The sequence below is a fragment of the Streptomyces sp. NPDC048479 genome (assembly GCF_040651435.1).
Taxonomy (GTDB): domain Bacteria; phylum Actinomycetota; class Actinomycetes; order Streptomycetales; family Streptomycetaceae; genus Streptomyces.
The window spans coordinates 26,145-42,134 of the sequence record NZ_JBEZKA010000028.1 but is presented as its reverse complement, the minus strand read 5'-3'; the positions used below and the strand labels follow the sequence as shown (position 1 = coordinate 42,134).

Here is a 15,990-nt window from a genome sequence, read left to right as displayed (position 1 = left end):
GGAGACACACGCATGGCACCCGCCGTCCCTAGCGCCATGGAACGCCCGCACTTCATCGGCATCGGCGGCGCCGGAATGTCGGGCATCGCGAAGATCCTCGCCCAGCGCGGCGCGAAGGTGGCGGGCAGCGACGCGAAGGAGTCGGCCACGGCGGAGGCCCTGCGCGCGCTCGGCGCCACCGTCCACATCGGGCACGCGGCCGAGTACCTGGCGACCGACGCCAGCTGCGTCGTAGTCTCCAGCGCGATCCGCGCCGACAACCCGGAGCTGGCGCGCGCGACCGAGCTCTCCGTGCCGGTCGTCCACCGCTCCGACGCGCTGGCCTCGCTGATGACCGGGCTGCGCTCGATCGCCGTCGCCGGCACCCACGGCAAGACCACCACGACGTCCATGCTGGCCGTGGCCCTCACCGAGCTGGGACTCGACCCCTCGTACGCGATCGGCGGCGACCTCGAAGGGCCGGGGACGAACGCCCGCCACGGCGCGGGCGATATCTTCGTCGCCGAGGCCGACGAGAGCGACCGCAGCTTCCAGAAGTACACCCCCGAGGTCGCGATCGTCCTCAATGTGGAGCTCGACCACCACGCCAACTACGCCTCGATGGACGAGATCTACGATTCCTTCGAGACCTTCGTCGGCAAGGTCATCCCCGGCGGCACGCTGGTGATCTCTGCGGACCAGCCCGGCGCTGTTGAGCTCACCGCGCGCGTCCGCGACCTGTCCACGCTGAAGGTCGTCACCTACGGCGAGTCCGAGTCCGCCGACGTCCGCGTCCACAAGGTCACCCCGCGCGGCCTCACCAGCGAGGTCACGGTTCTGCTCGGTGGCCGGTTCCTCACCTTCACCGTCTCGGTCCCCGGCAGCCACTACGCGCACAATGCCGTGGCCGCCCTCGCCGCGGGCGTCGCCCTCGGCATCCCGGCGCACAATCTCGCCTCGGCCATCGGCAAGTACACCGGCGTCAAGCGCCGCCTCCAGCTCAAGGGCGAGGCCGCCGGCGTCCAGGTCATCGACTCGTACGCGCACCACCCGACCGAGATGACCGCCGACCTCGAGGCCATGCGCGGTGCGGCGACGGACGCCCGGCTGCTGGTCGTCTTCCAGCCGCACCTCTTCTCCCGTACGCAGGAACTGGGCACGGAGATGGGCCAGGCGCTCGCGCTGGCGGACGCCTCGGTGGTCCTCGACATCTACCCGGCCCGCGAGGACCCGATCCCGGGCATCACCAGCGCCCTGATCATCGACGCGGCCCGCACGGCCGGCGCCGATGTCACGGCCGTCCACGACAAGGCGACTGTCCCCGACGTCATCGCGGGAATGGCGAAGCCGGGCGATCTGGTTCTCACTATGGGCGCGGGTGACGTGACGGACCTCGGTCCGGTCATCCTGGCCCGTCTGGCCGGTAGGTAGAACCTGAGGGAGCCGATTTTCATGTCGTACGACGTCGACAAGCCGGACGAGCAGTGGCGTGCCGAGCTGTCCCCCGCGGAGTACCAGGTCCTGCGCAAGGCAGGCACCGAGCCCGCCTTCGTCGGTGAGTACACCGACACCAAGACGGCGGGTGTCTACTCCTGTCGGGCGTGCGGCGCCGAGCTGTTCCGCTCCGACACGAAATTCGAGTCGCACTGCGGCTGGCCGTCCTTCTACGACCCGAAGGACACGGACGCGGTCGAGCTGATCGAGGACCGCTCGCACGGCATGGCCCGCACGGAGGTGCGGTGCGCGCGGTGCGGGTCGCACCTCGGCCACGTCTTCGAGGGCGAGGGGTATCCCACGCCGACGGACCAGCGGTACTGCATCAACTCGATCTCGCTGACGCTGGCGCCGGACGAGGCCTGAGCGGGGCGTCCCGCTGCCGTACGACCAAGGTCCTCCCGGGCACGGGCACGGCAGGTCCTCCCGGCACGGACACGGCGGGGTGGCAGCTGAAGTGCTGCGGCCATCCCCGCCCTGCCCGTCAGGCGTTGGGGTCGAACGGGATGTTGGCGGGCTTGGCCTTCTCGAGGTGGTAGTTGAAGTTGCCGTCCTTGAGGCCGAAGACGGCGCTGCCGAAATTGGCCTGGCTCAGCTTGTCGCGGAGGCCCGCGGGGTAGCCGTTCCAGCCGACCAGCCTGGGGAACTGCCACCCGTGGTAGTGGTTCTCCGGCGGCTCGTCGTTGGAGTTCGCGGGGCGGAAGGTGTGCGTGCTTATGCCGTCCTTGTGGTAGACGATCTTGGGGTGCGTCCCGTCCCACCGGATCTGGTCACGGCCGTAGGTGTTGAAGTTGCCGTGGGCGGAGGTGGAGACGTACTGCGCCTGGTTGTTCTGCGTCCACACCACGACGTGCTCCCAGTCGTGGCGGTGTCCGCCGAGTCCGCTGCCGGCCACGGCCTGGTCCTTCTCGAAATAGAGGCCGTACATGATCGCGCACCAGCCGTTGTTGCACTTGGACCGTGCGTATCCGTTGGTGTTGTCGAGGTCCCATGAGTCGCGGCAACTGCCGTTGACGGCCCCGGTTGTGTTCAGGCCGGGGTTGATGGTGCCGTCGGGGCCGATGGCGGGAGTGGAGTAGCAGCCGTCCACGTCGTAGTCGTAGGCCGGCTGGAACGTCTGCTCCAGTCCGTCCGCATTGGCGGGCAGGGCGCTGGGAGGATCGGCGAGGGCGCTGCCCGGAAAGGCGACGACCAGCGCGATGGCGCTGCCGACGACGAGTGGGATCTTGCGGATGCGCGAGCTCTTCTTCACTGCGTCCTCCTGATGGGCCGGGGTGTGGGGCACACGGCCCGTTTGGCATGCCCAGCTCAACCTCGCCCAATCTCGTTGACGCGTTGAGCTTCGAGAGGTGTCAGAGCGATGAAAGGTAGGCCAATACAGAGGAGTTGGGGCCGGCTTTCGGCGAAGCCCCGGGGGGGAGCAGGTGGGGCGGGGTGGGCGTAGCAGTCAAGGTCTGGGCGGGTACGGCGAGTTGACGCACCGTCGGGCGGCGTCGGCCGCTACGCCCTGGGCACGCAGCGGTCCGCGCCGGTCCGGGCGTCGACGGCGTGCAGGACTCTGTCGAGGTAGCAGACAGTCGCGCCGGACAGTCGTAGCCCCGGTTTCCCGGGCGGCGGTCGGCGGCAGGCTGGTGGGGGGGATTCGATCTCGCTGCGGCTGGAGCCGGACGCGGGCTGAGGCGGGGCCGGAGGTCATGACGGCGAAGGCTCCGGCGTCACGTCCTCCTCGCCTATTTGCCTGCCCGACTCGTAGATCGTGACCACCCCGCTGTGGATCACGTAACGGTACGGACCGTTGCGCGCCTCATAGCCGTCGGCCGTCTCCTCAGCGCCCATGGCGATGCCCTTCTCGCGCCGGTCGCTGAACTCGCCGAAGTAGTACAGCTTTCCCGCGGTGGTCCGGCACAGAGTGATCTGCTTGTTGCCGGTACGGAACGCCTCGGCCAGCTCAGCGCCGTCGCCCTGGGGGATTTTCGCAGCGATCCGCTCCGGGCAGGGATCGGAGGTGGCCGCCGGGGTGGAGCCGTCACCGTCTCCGTCGGCGGAGTCGAGTGCATTCCTGCATCCGTCCGAGAACAGGGTGAGCAGGACCGCCAGGACGACCAGCCCCAGGCATCCCTTGGCACAGCCGTTGGACTCCTTCGCCGGAGCGCGAGTGTAGGGGGTGTACGGGGAAGGTGGAGGCGTGTAGACGGGAGCCGGGGAGGGCGCGGGGGCTGGCGCGGCTGTGGGCGGTGTGTAGCCGGCAGTGGGCGTCGACGGGAAGAAGACGCCCTCGGCGGGAGTGCCGGGCGACGGCCGGGCCGTGCCGCGGGAACCTGTGCCGCTGGTCCGCCGCGTGCCGGATGAGCCTGTATGAGCAGTTGTCCCGGCGGTGGACGGCCGCGGTCGGGCGGTGCCCGGCGGGGTGGCGGTGCGCTTGGGCGTCGGCTTCCTGGGCGCCGCCTTCTTGGGAGCTGCCGTACCCGCCGCGGGCTTCTTGGCCGTCGGCTTCCTCGCTGTCGCTGCTTTCCAGCCCGTGCCGCACACGATGCAGCTGAGGTCGGTGCATGCATTGTTGGTGTCGCATTTGGAACAGCGCCAGTCGGCCGAGGGCTTGGCGGCCGGCCGCTTCGGTCCGGACTTCGGGGGAGGCTTCGGCCCGGTCCTCGGCGCGGTCTTTCGGGGGGACTTCGGGGTGGCCCCCGGCGCTGCGGAGTCTCGCGCGTGCGCGGTGCTGCGCCGGGTGCTGCCGCAGATCGTGCACGCCCGGTCCCCGGGATCGTTGAACGTGTCGCAGTCCGCGCAGCGCCAGTTTGGCGACGTGGCCACCCCGTTACTCCCTCTACTCGTCTCAGTCCGTGTCCATGGCGATGCGTGTCAGCACATCGTGGAACAGCTCGTCGGACGCCGGACCGGCCGGGGCGGCGATCCAAGCAGCAGAATTCAGCGGTACCTGCTCCAGCACGGTGTCCTCGGCTGCTTCCTGCGCGTGCTCGGGCACACCGTGCCGATGCTGAAGCCACTCCGTGAAAATATGCGCCCCGTCCGCATACCGGGCCGGGACGTCCACCCGGATCACCAGAAGGCCCGGCACCGGACGGTCCGAGTCACGGAACTGGAACACCAGCTGGGCGCCGCCGTCCGGCCCTCGCTGCGCCAACGTGGCGGAGACACAGCGGTCCAACTCGGCCTCGAGCACCGAGAACCCGGGCCACACGAGCTCCAGCCGGTGATCCTGGTACGTCAGGCGGAAGTCGTCCCAACTGAGATTCACAGGCTGTTCGCGATCGTCTCGATGATCTCGTCCATCTCGAACTCCTCCAGCCCTTCGCCGGCTTTGGAGGCGAAGTGCAGCGTGAGGTCCCATTCCTCGGCGATGGGGTCCGACCACGGCGCCTCCTCTGGGGCGAACAGAACCAGCCGCTTGGCGGACTGCTCCATGACCGCGGTCTGGCTGCGCGCGTAACCCCACTGCTCGAACAGGTCGTCGATGGTGCGCGGGATGCCCGCCGGGTATCCCTGGGCCGATGCGCCGACGGTGCCGAGCGGGTGGGCCGGGGCGTCGGTGAACATCACGATCACATGGCGCCTGCGGTCCAGCCCGGTCTCCCAGGGCGCGTTGATGGCCAGGGCGAGGGCCTCCAGGCCGGACTCGGGGATGTCACCGCCGCCGTCGGCGTCGATGCCTTCCAGGAACCGCTCGAAGTCGCTTGACTGACTGGGAAGTTGAAGAAATCCGGTCTTCTCGATGGCGCTTCCCGGGTCATCACCGAAGTCCCGGAAGGCGATGACCTTGACGCGAAGCTGGCTGATCGACTTGCCCTTCTTGCCCATGACGTCGTTGAGCCGGTCGTGGAACTGCAGAGCGCTCGACTTCACGCTGTCGAGGACCGGGTACATGCTGGCCGTCGCGTCGATGCACAGCACGATGTCGACTGCGTACTGCAGATTGCCCTGGTACTGCTCGATGTTGGCGTTCACGTGGTTCTCCTCGCGGTGTAGCGGGGCGGTGGCAGGGGGCCGCCGCGGTCCGGCGGAGTCAGCGGCGGCGGCCGCGGTCCCCGAGATTGATCCGTACGCGGGACGGCTTCGGCGGCGCGGCTTCGGCGGCGGCCGCCGGTTCACGGGCAGGCCCGGAAGCGGGCTCGTCGGGCCTCGGCGCGGGCTCGGGAGTGCGCGGCGGGGGCGGGCCGGCCTTCGCGGCTGGTGAGCTCTCGCCGCCCGGGCGCCCCTTGGAGGCCGGATTGGTCTTGATGCGGCTGGTACGCGGCTTGCCACCGGGGCCCGGGCGCTCTCCCGTGCCCGCCTTCTCCTCCGGGAGCGATGTGCCCGGACGGCGATGCTGCAGTGCGCACACCTCCGGGTCGGCCAGCGCCTTCAGGAAGGTCGCCATCCTGGGGCGACTGCCCGGAGCCCGTGCGGTCATCGCGCGGAGCAGGCCAAGCATCGCGTCCGACAGGCGGGTGTTCAGCTGCAGGTGCTCACCCGCGTTCACTGCGTCGGCCGGTGAACCGAAGCGTGCGTCGAACCCGGGGAGCGCGCCCGTCAGATAGACATGAGTCATCAGGCCGAGCGCGAACACGTCCACCGCACACGTCAGATGCTCGGCCGTGACCGATTCGTCCCCCTGCATGTAGCGGCGCCACTCGGGTGCCCCGTATGCCGTGTCGCCCACAACGTCGGTGCGACCGGCCGGACTTCCGGCGACGTACGAGTCGTCGAAGTCGATCAGCTTGGCCGTGTGGAAGGCGGCGCCGTCGCGCTTCTGCACGAGCACGTTGAGCGGCTTGAGGTCGCCGTGCACGATGTTGATGTCGTGCAGTTGCTTCAGACTCATACCGAGCGTCTTGAGCAGCACCGTCTTCGGGCGTGGTTCGAGGGCCTGCGGCTTCTCCAGGCTCGAGGTGTCGATCCGCTCCGTGACCTTGTAGTAGGTGCTGCCCTCGTGGAAGAAGTCGGTGGCGAGGACGAGATTGCCGCCGCCGCGGGCGTCCGGGCGCAGCCGCTCCATGATCGTGCGATGGCGGTCCTCGAACTCCCGCGCCAGCTCACGCCGGATGCGCAGGCTCGGGGTGTCCCTGGTGTCGTCGTCCCGCGGGCGCTTGGGCTCAAGGAACTGCTTGACGAAGTACTGTGCCCCGTCCCGCTCGGCGAACGCCCATATGCATTTGCCGCCGTTGGCGTTCGTGGGCTCACTGACGATGCGGTAGCCACCGATGACGGCCCCGTACTTCATGCGCGCTCCTCGGGTGCGGGCGGCAGGCAGCTTTCGTAACCGGCGCGGTAGGCGTGCCAGATGTCCTCGTGCCAGGCGCGTGCGCGGGCCGCAGACTCCGGGGAATCGCTCTCGCCCGACCGCCGCCCGCGGTCGTACCGGTCCCGCAGCTCGGCCAGGCGGGCGGCGAACCGGCCCCGCAGTTCGCCGAAGCCCGAGTGGCCGATGGCCACGATGGCGAGGGAGGCGTCGTCCGCCGTGTAGCCCTGCACTCTCCGGCGCAGCAGATCCGCCCAGTCCCGCTCGTCGTGTGCTTCGGCGAGCGTCTGCAGCAGGATGCCCTCGAAGTCCGAAGGGGTCTGGACATAGCCGAACCAACCGTCGGTCGCCACCACGAGGACGCACGGTAGCGGGAAGGACGCCAGCAGCTGGCTGTCGATGATGAAGTCACGGTCCGCGCAGACCAGGTTCGTCATCGGCGGGTCCGAGCGCAGCAATGCCAGTGCGTCGCTCTCCCGGGTGTGGTCGCGCGTGAGGACCTGCAGCCCGGACGCAGGGCTCAGAACGTACGCCCGCGAGTCGCCCGCCCACAGTGGCTGGAGGTCGACCGAGTCACGGACGATCCGGTAGTGGACGGCCGCGAGGGTCGTGGGCAGCAGTCGGCGCATAGTGCCGCTGATCTTGCTGCGTCGCTGCGGTGACTTGGAGAGGAAGTAGTCCAAGTACGTGTGCAGGGACTCCGGTCCCGAGGGTTCACTGCCGGTCGCGACCTCGCGGAACCAGCAGTCGGTGGCAAGTCGCGCGACGCGGGCGCCCACCCAGGCTCCGGTGCGCGACTCTCCGTTCGGAGCTTGCCACACGGGGGCGGCGCCGGATCCGCCGGAGCCGTCGAACACGGCGAGCAGCCCCTGCGCGGTATCCATATGGTGGGCGACGACGGGTTCCGCGTCCTCACCGCGTCCGGGCACCCGCTCGGTCCACACCGACAATCCCTGGTAGCCCGGGTTGTCCTTGGTCCAGATCATCCCGGGAGGCGCGGCTCGGTCCGTGCCGGGGTCCCGTCGGTGCCGCCCTTCGGCCTGCTCTGCGACCGGCGGGTGCTGCGGCCGTGGCCCATCTGTTGGCGGCTCCGCCGTGGGGGCCGGCGCCGACGGCACGGAGCCGCGCCCGCGCGGACTCTGCGCCCGGGGAGGGGGACCCGGAGCCGGTACCGGTGCTCCGGGAGCGGGCGAGCCCGTGTGCGCACCGGGCGGGTACGCGGGGGAGCGGGGCGCACCCGGCGGAACCCCCGGGGTCCGGTGGGGTCGCATGTCGTCCTGGGTCATCGCCCCTCCTCGTCGCGACTGGTGCCGGACGTTCCTCCGCGCGGACGCTTGGCGGTTCCGCGGATCCGGCTGACCCGTGCCACCGGCCCGTCCGCGCCTCCCGGCCCGGACGGGCCGGTGGCACGGGACGGACCGGACTCGCCGTGCTCCGGCGGCAGCGGTTCGTCCGCCGGCGGGCCGCTGGTACCTGCCGGGCCGCGCCCGCGCGCGGAGTCCGAACCGCCGCGACCACCACTCGCGGGCTCGCGCGACGCGGCCCGCCCGTCCGGGCGCCTGTCACCGTCTCTGCGTATGCGGGATGTGCGGTCGCCGCCCGCACGACTTCCGCCGTCGTCGTACCGGTCGCGGACCACCTCGCCCAGGACCGGCTCGGACGCGTCCGAGCCCGCGACGGGTTCGTCGTCTCCTCGGTCGGCCTCCAGCGCGCGGGGCATCGTGCCGCGAAGCCGGCCGCGGCGCGTCGCCGTGTCGAACAGGCCGTCCCCGTCACGGAGGACTTCGTCGAGGACGGCGCGTTCCAGCTCCGCCTGTTCGAAGGGCTCGCGGTCGGCGTCGCCGCGTTCCAGGATCATGCGCATGACCTCGCGGCGGACCTCGCGCTTCTCCGCCTCGCCCTTCTCGATCCAGGCGAGCGCCGCGCGCGCCCCCTCCTTCTCCATGATCTCGGCGATGAGTCCGTCGACGCCCTCTTCGCGGATCATGTCCAGGTGCCGCTTCCGGCGCATCCCGGCGAGCCTGGTCTCGCGCACGACATCGCGGAACTCCCGCCCGCTGGCGGTGATTTCGTCCTCGTCGACGAGTAGTTCGATCTGTATGCCGCGCAGCCGCACGGCGTCGTCGCCGGTGAAGCCGGCCAGCGCCGAGTTCAGAGCCTGCTCGGCCTCGTGGAACTCCGCGATGTCGTAGTCGCGCGCGACACCGCGCAGGGTCTTGCGCAGAAATCCGTAGAGCGCCCCGCTCATGTCGCGGATGCCGCGCGAGACCACCCGTGCCGGGTCGGCCACCCGGCACACCAGGTCGACACGGCTGCGGAAGGAGAACGTGGGATCACGGCTGAGCAGCGGGATGTCGAGGATCAGCCGATGCTCGGTCATGTCGACGGTGAACACCTTGAGGTATGCGCCGAACCGGGACGAGGGGATCTCCTCGCCGCTGTGGATGGTCAGCGAGGGCCCGCTGTCACGGACCAGGACCAGCGCGCGGCCGGGGGCCGGCGGGCGCAACGGGTTCATCAGCCGCCACCGGGCGAGTTCCTCGCTGCCGAGCACGGGGTCGTAGCTCTGCTCCTCCACGGTTCCCCTCTCCTTTCTGTGCTGGAGGACATGTCCTGCGGCTGTCCGGGGACGGCCGCAGGGGGACTCCCCGCCCTCCGCTGAGGGCCGGGTCGGGTGATGCCCGGGCTCAGGTCCTGCGCTCCAGGAGACGGAGCAGTTCCTGTGCCCTGGCGGACGGGTTCTCACGGTCGCCGGCCCACTTCGCCAGCCACCACAGCAGTCGTTCGCGGTGCCGGCCGGGCCGGCGGGCGATGCCCACGAGCAGCGCTCCGATGGAATCGAGAGCGCCGGGGCACTTGTCCGCGTAGTCGTCGGTCCATGCGCGCAGCGCTTCCAGCGCCGTGTCCTGGACCGGCCGCCGGGCCAGGGCCCGCGCCCACAGTTCCGCGAGCGGCTCTGCATGTCGCGGCAGCCCGCTCAGCAGCACCGGTGCTCCGGGTACGCCGGCGGGCCCACCGCCGTCCGGGCCGCCGGCCCGCTCCTCGTACGGCTGGGACACGGCGAACACGAACGCGGACAGCGACTTGACCACCATGGGGGACAGATCCTGTGGTTCGGACCAGTCCAGGTAGGCGTTCAGCAGCACACCCGCCTGACCCTGGTGGACGAGGTGCACCCCACCCCAGGCGACGGACGGCAGTGTGCCCCAGTCGTCCTCGCGGTCCAGCGCGTCGCGCAGCACCGCAACGGCCCGCTCGGGGGCGTCCCGGCCGAGGAGCCCGCCGACGGCGTTCGCCGCCGTGCCCGCGAGTCGCCGCTGGCCGGCGGAGGTGCCGCCGCGCGCCCATTCGTGTAGCAACTGCCAGACCGCCTCGGACGATTCGGGGCGACTGCCCGCCACTCCGAGTGCGGTGGCCGCGCTTTGCCTGAGCGGCCAGGACGTGCTGCTCGCCCACGAAGTGAGAAAGCGGTGCACCGCGTAGTGGTGGTCGGCCCAGGCGATCACTCCGGCGGATACGGCGGCGCGGGCACGCACCTCGACATCGGCGTGGGTGAGCAGGCGGCGCAGCCAGGCGAGGACGGAACGGCGGTGGCTGTCGAGCGTGCCCCAGGCGTAGGCCAGGATCACCTGGCTGAGGAGCGGGCTGCGGAAGCGGACGCGCGGGGGCCCCGTGGCAGCCGGTCCGTCGCCGAAGTCCAGCCGGATCCACTGCTGTTCATGACCGAGCCGGTCCCGGAAGCGCAGGTCGTACAGGGGCTCGTCGGGCGGGGTGAGAGCCGGCCACAGATCCACCGCCGCGTCGGCGACGGTCAGATAGCTGCACTCCTCCAGCACGGCCGACGCCAGGGCGAACGCGAGTGCTTCCGGTTCGCGGAACCGGTCGAACCAGCCGCGCACCTGCTCGCTCGGATCGCGCAACGCGGCGACGGCGGCGGCGACATCGCCGCCCGCGCGGATCACCTTGGCCAGGTCGGTGGCGTGCCGGGCCGCGGGCTGTTCGCGCAGTGCACCCACGGCTCCGGTGGATTCCAGCAGCGCCGACAGTTCTGCCCGGGCGCCGGGGTCACCGCCGTGGCCGAGGACCAGGCGTTCGACGATCGTCTGCGGATCGACCGGTGCGAGTTCGTGCCGGCCGACCGTGTCCCCGCCGGGTCCGGCCGCGGCCCTCGCGAGGTCGCGCCCCCCGATCAGCACGAGATGGCTGTCCGATGCCCGGAGGGCGGCGGCCACGGCGGCGAGCTGACCCACCCCGCCGTCGGCTGCCGCCGTGCTGCGCAGCCGGGTTCCCGCTGCCGACCGGACGCCGAACGTCGCGGTGAACTCCCGTACGCCCGCGGGCCCGTCCTCCAGAACGGCGAGATAGCCGCCGTTTTTCACGGGAGGCGTCCAGCCGGACTCCAGGATCACTGCCGGGGCGAGCAGCCGATGACAGCCGCCGTCGCCGGTCCCGCCGAGCGCCATGGCCTCGGCGAGCAGATTCACTCCGGTGGCCTCGCGTCCGCTGCCCGGCGCCCCGGTCAGTACCAGGATCCGGTGCTCGCGGAGGGCGTCCAGCGCTTCGTCGTATCCCTCGGGCTGGACGAACAGGTCGGTGTGCTCGGTGAGTTCGTTGGCGTCCACGGCCAGGACGGACGTGCCGCCGCGCGCCCGCGTGCCGGTCGTTCGCCTGCCGTCCGTGTGGAACCCGCCGCCGAAACTGACCGAGTCGTTGAACAGAGCGAGTGTGCCGATCCGGGTGCCCGATGCGTCAGCGTTCAGACGCTCGGCGATGAGGTCGGCAATGGCGCCCGCGCGCAGTGACTCGGAGCGTTCGTCCTCGTCCCGGCCCGCGCCCTGGGCGAGCGAACGCAGTGCATCCGACTCGCTGACCGGGCCGTCGTGCTCCTCGCCCGCGGGGCGCTGCTCGACCGGTGTTTCTCCGGTCTCCTTCGAGTCTTTGGGGTCTTTGGGGTCTTTCGGAGCAGCCGAGTCCCCGACGGGCACGCCACCGGCGCGCTCGGGCGCGGCCTTGTCGGCGGGGGCCTTGCTTACTGGGGTTTCCTCGCTCATGACTTTCGGGTTTCCGGAGCGGAGGCGCCGTCGGCACTACGACCTTCACGGCGCGAGGACAGAGGGGCGGAGTGTCCTCACGACACGTTCCAGTCCCCCTGCACCTCGACCTTCTCGTTGAAGACCTGAGCATTCTTGATCAACGCGGCGTTGACCTGGGCTCCGCCGCGGCCGCTCTGGGCCGTGACTGCCTCGTCGATCAGCCGCCGCATCTCTGTTTCGAAATCACGGTCACGCAGCATGTGGGCGGCGAGCAGCCGCTCGAGGTCCTGGTGGGCGGTCTCGTCGTCCGGGGACTGCGCTACCCGGTCCATGACACCCTCCGCCTCCGCGTCCCCGCGGAACCGGGCGCGGATCCGATCGACGAGGCGCCCGGCACTGCCCCAGCCCGATCGCCCTGCCTCCTGACCGACCGACTCCAAGGCCCCCTTGGCGACCAGCGCGACACCTGCGGCCGCAATGGCTGTCACCGGATCCATGATGTGCTCCCCCGAACTTCCCGCGCCTTCCGTGGCTTCCTGCGCAGGCAGATGAGCAAATGTAGGTGACCTGCGCCCTCGCTGAGGCATCTGCGGAAACGTTGGCCGAAAGCCGCTGGGCTGCAGAGTCCCTACATCAGCAGCTACTGCGTGTACCGCTGCGTGACCGGGGTTTCGGCGACCCATTGCTTCCGGCCAATGACGCGCCGAGTTCGCCGAAGGAACACCATCGCGTACAGGCTGCCGTCACCGGACGTCAGAGCACGCCGCCCGCCTCGTCGTGGAACACCTCCGGCCAGTAGCGGTAGTCGTCGGCGTCCTTCGCGGGGAGGCAGGCGACGGGGTCGACCGAGGCGAGCACGGCGACCATGGTGTCGGCGAGCTGGTGGTAGAAGTCCTGCGTGAAGTCCTGCTTCTTCTCCGTGTTCTGCTGACGGTTGTACATCCACACCGTGAACGCCAGCGTGGAGATGTCCGCGTTGACGGGTGTCGTCGTGCCTGCGCCGTACTCGTGGTACGAGAGGAGGCCCGTACGGCCGTCGATCACGACCTCGAAGTCGTGGACCAGGCTGCCGAGGCTGATCAGCCTGTCCCCGTCGGCCGGTGTCTCACGGGAGGCGTCGCCGTCCGCACGCGCATCGGCCTCCGCGAGAGTAAGCAGCAGGTACTCGTCGCGCCACAGGCCGAAGAGGAGCTCCTCCTTCGGGAGCCCGACCTCCGTCAGGAACCGTCGCGTCGGCTCGTGCTCCAGGGCGGCAGGCAGGGCCCACGGTTCGATACGGACGACCCCGCCGGCCCCGAACTCCTCGTCCAGCAGCCCGTCGGGCAGGTCCAGACGCAGGCCCTGCCCCGGTCCGGCGACCAGGCCCATCGGCCGTATCAGCGCGGCTATGCGCCAGAACGCGGGGATCGCGTGATCCCACTCGGCCGGGGCGCCCGCGCTGCTCCACCCGTCGTGGCCCCAGTCCTCGTCGGTGAAGGCCGACATCAGCAGGGCCGACGCCTCCGCCACTACGTCGGCGCCGGTCCGCTCGGCCAGTCCGGCGAACCGGCCGCGCAGGGCGGCGAATTCGTCGACAGCCTCAAGGAAACGCGCCAGGGCGTCGAGCGACGGGGCGAGTGGGAACAGCTCAGCGTTGTGCGGGGACTTCTCGTACAGCCACATGCTGAACAAACGCCCCGTACCCCCGTCGAGTACGACCTCCTCCGCGTCGCCGTTCTCGACAATGAGGTGTCCGAGGACGAGTAGATCCGCGATGTCCGCGTCGAGGTTCGCAGGGTCTGCCTTCTTGTCGACGAGATACTGCCGCACAGTCACCACCCGTGACTCGGCCAGCGGCGCGAACCGCATCAGGCTGTGCGTGGCGGGCAGCCCGGCCCCGGTCAGACGGTGCCGCGTCGCCTCGTGCGTGATCGACGGATGGAGCGCGTGCGTGGGCACGGTGACGGTCGCAGTCATGATTCCCCCGTGGTTCTCTGCGGTGATCTACCGACGACAACAACGATAGGAGCGACCTCTGACAATCACCGCTCGGCGGTGTGCGAGATCGCCAGGCCGGCGGGGGTGATGCAGCTGCGCGGCACGTGTCCGCCGTATCGCCGAGGCCATGGCGGCCGACGGCACGGCGCACGTCTGAGCCGCGTCAGCCCCGGGCTTCGGCGGCGTAGGTGACGAAGCTTGTCCAGGAGGCGGGGGCGAGGGCGAGTTGGGGACCCTCGGTGTCCTTGGAGTCGCGGACGTGGACGGTGGTGGGGCAGGTGGCGATCTCGACGCAGTCGTCGCCGGAGCCGCCGCTGTAGCTGGACTTGTGCCAGGACAGGGCGACCTCGACGCAGGAATCGCCATCGCCGCTGCTGTAGCTGCTCTTGAACCAGGCCAGTTGGGTGGTGGTCATGCCGCTCCTCGCATCTGCCGCAACAGGCTCACGGAGTCTTTCAGAGTACGAGCCTGTGACCGCATCCTGGCATACCGCATCTGGAGCTCACTGACCACTTTCGGGTCGGAGATGAACTGGCCGCTCTTCTGTCCCTCGGAGTAACCGAGCCAGCGATTGTCCGGGGGTTCCACCAGCTGCATCGGCCCGCCGAGCCCCGCATGGTTCTCCTGCACCAGCGGCATGATCTGGATCTCGATGTTGCGGAGTTCGGCGAGACCGAGGACGTGCTCGATCAGATCCAGCGTGACCTGCCGCCCGCCCGTCCGCCGCAGGAACAGGTGCTCTTCGAGGATGAAGCTGTATGCCGTGTTCGGCCGCTCCCGAAGTAACCGCTGCCGCTCCAGTCGTGCGGCCAACTGTGCCTCGATCTGCTCGTCGCCCAGCGGCGGCAGCTGGTTCGTGAACAGCGTCCGCGCGTACGCCTCCGTCTGCAACAGGCCCGGAATCAAACGGCATTCGTATGTGTAGAGACTGACCGCCTCCGCCTCCAGACTCGCCCACTGCCGGAACCAGCTCGCCAGCCCCGGCCGCCGCGACAGATGCCGTGCCGCGCCTTTGAGCGTGCCGAACGCGTCCAGCACCTCCTCCGCCCGGTCGACGAAATCCGCCGGCGGGAAGCGGCGGCCCTGCTCGATCGACGCCACGGTCGGGAGCGAGTACCGCACCCTCGGCGCGAACTCCTCCTGTGTCAGCCTCGCCCGCCTCCGGAAGGCCTTGACCACCTCCCCGAACGCCTTCAGGCTGTCCGAGACCTCCGGCTCCCCGCCCGAACCGCCCGGTGCGCCCGCCGTCTCCGTCACTACGGCCACCTCCCACGTGCCTGCGCTGAGCAACCCCGCAACTCACCCATGGTCACGGTCAGTTACCCGTACTGTCCACTGTGGGTACCCGTACGCTGACTCGGCGTACGGGTTCCTGATCTGGGGGAACGCGTCTCCCGGCCGCCACCGTGGTCGCATGCACGCACCCACCCCCCAACAGCCCCTTTCCGTACGTGTGTTCACCCAGCGCTTCAGCGCCACCCGGCGCGGTGCCCGGCTCGCCCGCCACCTCGCCCTCCACCAGCTGCACGCCTGGGGCATCCCGTACGACTCCGAGCCCTCCGACACCGCTGCCGTGCTCGTCGCGGAACTCGCCGCGAACGCGGTGACCCACGGTCGCGTGCCCGGCCGGGACTTCGAGCTGACGCTCACCCTGGGCCCGGACATACTCCGTATCGAGGTCTCCGACACCCGTACCGAGCAGCGGCCGCCCCACCCGGGAGACGTACCGCCGCCGCCACCCCTGGCCGAATCCGGCCGCGGTCTCGTCCTCGTTGAGGCGCTCGCCTGCCGGTGGGAGGTCCTGGGGCGCGGAGGGCTCGGGAAGACCGTTCGCGCGGAGCTCGATCTCCCCGGCTGACTACTTGGGCTGCAGCAGGTCCCAGCGGTTGCCGTACAGGTCCTCGAAGACCGCGACCGAGCCGTACGTCTCGTGTCGCGGCTCCTCCAGGAAGCGGACGCCCGCCGCCGTCATCCGGGCGTGGTCGCCCGCGAAGTCCTCGGTGTGCAGGAAGAAACCGACCCGCCCACCCGTCTGCGCGCCCACACTCGCGCGCTGGACATCGTCCTTGGCGCGGGCGAGCAGGAGCGCCGAGCCATGGCCCGTACCGCGCGGGCGGACCACCACCCAGCGGCTGCCGTCCCCGCGGTCGGTGTCCTCGACCAGTTCGAAGCCGAGGGCGTCGGTGTAGAAGGCGATGGCCTCGTCGTAGTCACGGACGACGAGGGTGACCAGGGCGATGTATGACATACGAACCACGTTATACGTATGAC

General features: G+C 70.2%; 16 protein-coding genes. 3 read left to right on the top strand and 13 right to left on the bottom strand.

Annotated features, from left to right (window positions below; translation table 11 throughout):
- Nucleotides 1-12: 12 nt before the first annotated feature.
- Together murC and msrB are read left to right on the top strand one after the other, a co-directional pair.
- Complete coding sequence (murC, locus tag AB0D12_RS32595) at nt 13-1,410, top strand: UDP-N-acetylmuramate--L-alanine ligase (RefSeq protein WP_362690943.1); 1,398 nt, start codon at nt 13-15, stop codon at nt 1,408-1,410.
- 21 nt (nt 1,411-1,431) lie between these two features.
- The gene (msrB, locus tag AB0D12_RS32590; protein WP_362690940.1) at nt 1,432-1,839 is read left to right on the top strand and encodes a peptide-methionine (R)-S-oxide reductase MsrB; all 408 of its coding nucleotides are present in this window, start codon (nt 1,432-1,434) and stop codon (nt 1,837-1,839) included.
- A 118-nt stretch (nt 1,840-1,957) separates the two neighbouring features.
- Here the strand turns inward: msrB and AB0D12_RS32585 are convergent, their stop codons facing one another.
- From AB0D12_RS32585 to AB0D12_RS32530, 12 genes are all read right to left on the bottom strand, one after another.
- On the bottom strand, nt 1,958-2,725 hold the full coding sequence (locus AB0D12_RS32585) for an NPP1 family protein (protein WP_362690937.1): 768 nt from the start codon (nt 2,723-2,725) through the stop codon (nt 1,958-1,960).
- Nucleotides 2,726-3,165: 440 nt separating this feature from the next.
- Nucleotides 3,166-4,284: a hypothetical protein gene (locus tag AB0D12_RS32580; RefSeq protein WP_362690934.1), complete on the bottom strand. Its 1,119-nt coding sequence runs from the start codon at nt 4,282-4,284 to the stop codon at nt 3,166-3,168.
- Nucleotides 4,285-4,306: 22 nt separating this feature from the next.
- Nucleotides 4,307-4,729 carry a hypothetical protein gene (locus AB0D12_RS32575; protein ID WP_362690931.1) on the bottom strand — a complete coding sequence of 141 codons (423 nt, stop codon included), beginning with the start codon at nt 4,727-4,729 and terminating at the stop codon, nt 4,307-4,309.
- The gene (locus tag AB0D12_RS32570) at nt 4,726-5,436 is read right to left on the bottom strand and encodes a vWA domain-containing protein (protein ID WP_362690928.1); all 711 of its coding nucleotides are present in this window, start codon (nt 5,434-5,436) and stop codon (nt 4,726-4,728) included. Before AB0D12_RS32570 ends, AB0D12_RS32575 begins: the two co-directional genes overlap by 4 nt.
- A gap of 58 nt (nt 5,437-5,494) precedes the next feature.
- Nucleotides 5,495-6,691, bottom strand: a complete 1,197-nt coding sequence (locus AB0D12_RS32565) for a lipopolysaccharide kinase InaA family protein (protein WP_362690925.1) — start codon at nt 6,689-6,691, stop codon at nt 5,495-5,497.
- Entirely contained in the window at nt 6,688-7,695 is a 1,008-nt protein-coding gene (locus AB0D12_RS32560; protein WP_362690922.1) for a serine/threonine protein phosphatase, read from the bottom strand. Before AB0D12_RS32560 ends, AB0D12_RS32565 begins: the two co-directional genes overlap by 4 nt.
- Nucleotides 7,696-7,991: 296 nt before the next feature.
- Nucleotides 7,992-9,287: a hypothetical protein gene (locus tag AB0D12_RS32555; RefSeq protein ID WP_362690919.1), complete on the bottom strand. Its 1,296-nt coding sequence runs from the start codon at nt 9,285-9,287 to the stop codon at nt 7,992-7,994.
- A 109-nt stretch (nt 9,288-9,396) separates the two neighbouring features.
- Nucleotides 9,397-11,760, bottom strand: coding sequence for a hypothetical protein (locus tag AB0D12_RS32550; RefSeq protein ID WP_362690916.1), 2,364 nt, complete (start codon nt 11,758-11,760; stop codon nt 9,397-9,399).
- Nucleotides 11,761-11,837: 77 nt separating this feature from the next.
- Entirely contained in the window at nt 11,838-12,239 is a 402-nt protein-coding gene (locus tag AB0D12_RS32545; protein ID WP_362690913.1) for a hypothetical protein, read from the bottom strand.
- 256 nt (nt 12,240-12,495) lie between these two features.
- A complete protein-coding gene (locus AB0D12_RS32540; RefSeq protein WP_362690910.1) occupies nt 12,496-13,698 on the bottom strand; it encodes an SUKH-4 family immunity protein in 1,203 nt (400 codons plus the stop codon).
- 184 nt (nt 13,699-13,882) lie between these two features.
- Nucleotides 13,883-14,134 (bottom strand): DUF397 domain-containing protein, encoded by a 252-nt coding sequence (locus tag AB0D12_RS32535; protein WP_362690907.1) that lies wholly within the window; start codon nt 14,132-14,134, stop codon nt 13,883-13,885.
- On the bottom strand, nt 14,131-14,976 hold the full coding sequence (locus AB0D12_RS32530; protein ID WP_362690904.1) for a helix-turn-helix transcriptional regulator: 846 nt from the start codon (nt 14,974-14,976) through the stop codon (nt 14,131-14,133). Before AB0D12_RS32530 ends, AB0D12_RS32535 begins: the two co-directional genes overlap by 4 nt.
- 157 nt (nt 14,977-15,133) lie before the next feature.
- Here AB0D12_RS32530 and AB0D12_RS32525 point away from each other — a divergent pair, with 157 nt between their 5' ends.
- On the top strand, nt 15,134-15,577 hold the full coding sequence (locus tag AB0D12_RS32525) for an ATP-binding protein (RefSeq protein WP_362690901.1): 444 nt from the start codon (nt 15,134-15,136) through the stop codon (nt 15,575-15,577).
- Here AB0D12_RS32525 and AB0D12_RS32520 read toward each other — a convergent pair whose 3' ends face one another.
- Nucleotides 15,578-15,967 carry a VOC family protein gene (locus AB0D12_RS32520; protein WP_362690898.1) on the bottom strand — a complete coding sequence of 130 codons (390 nt, stop codon included), beginning with the start codon at nt 15,965-15,967 and terminating at the stop codon, nt 15,578-15,580. It abuts the gene before it with no gap.
- Nucleotides 15,968-15,990 lie beyond the last annotated feature (23 nt).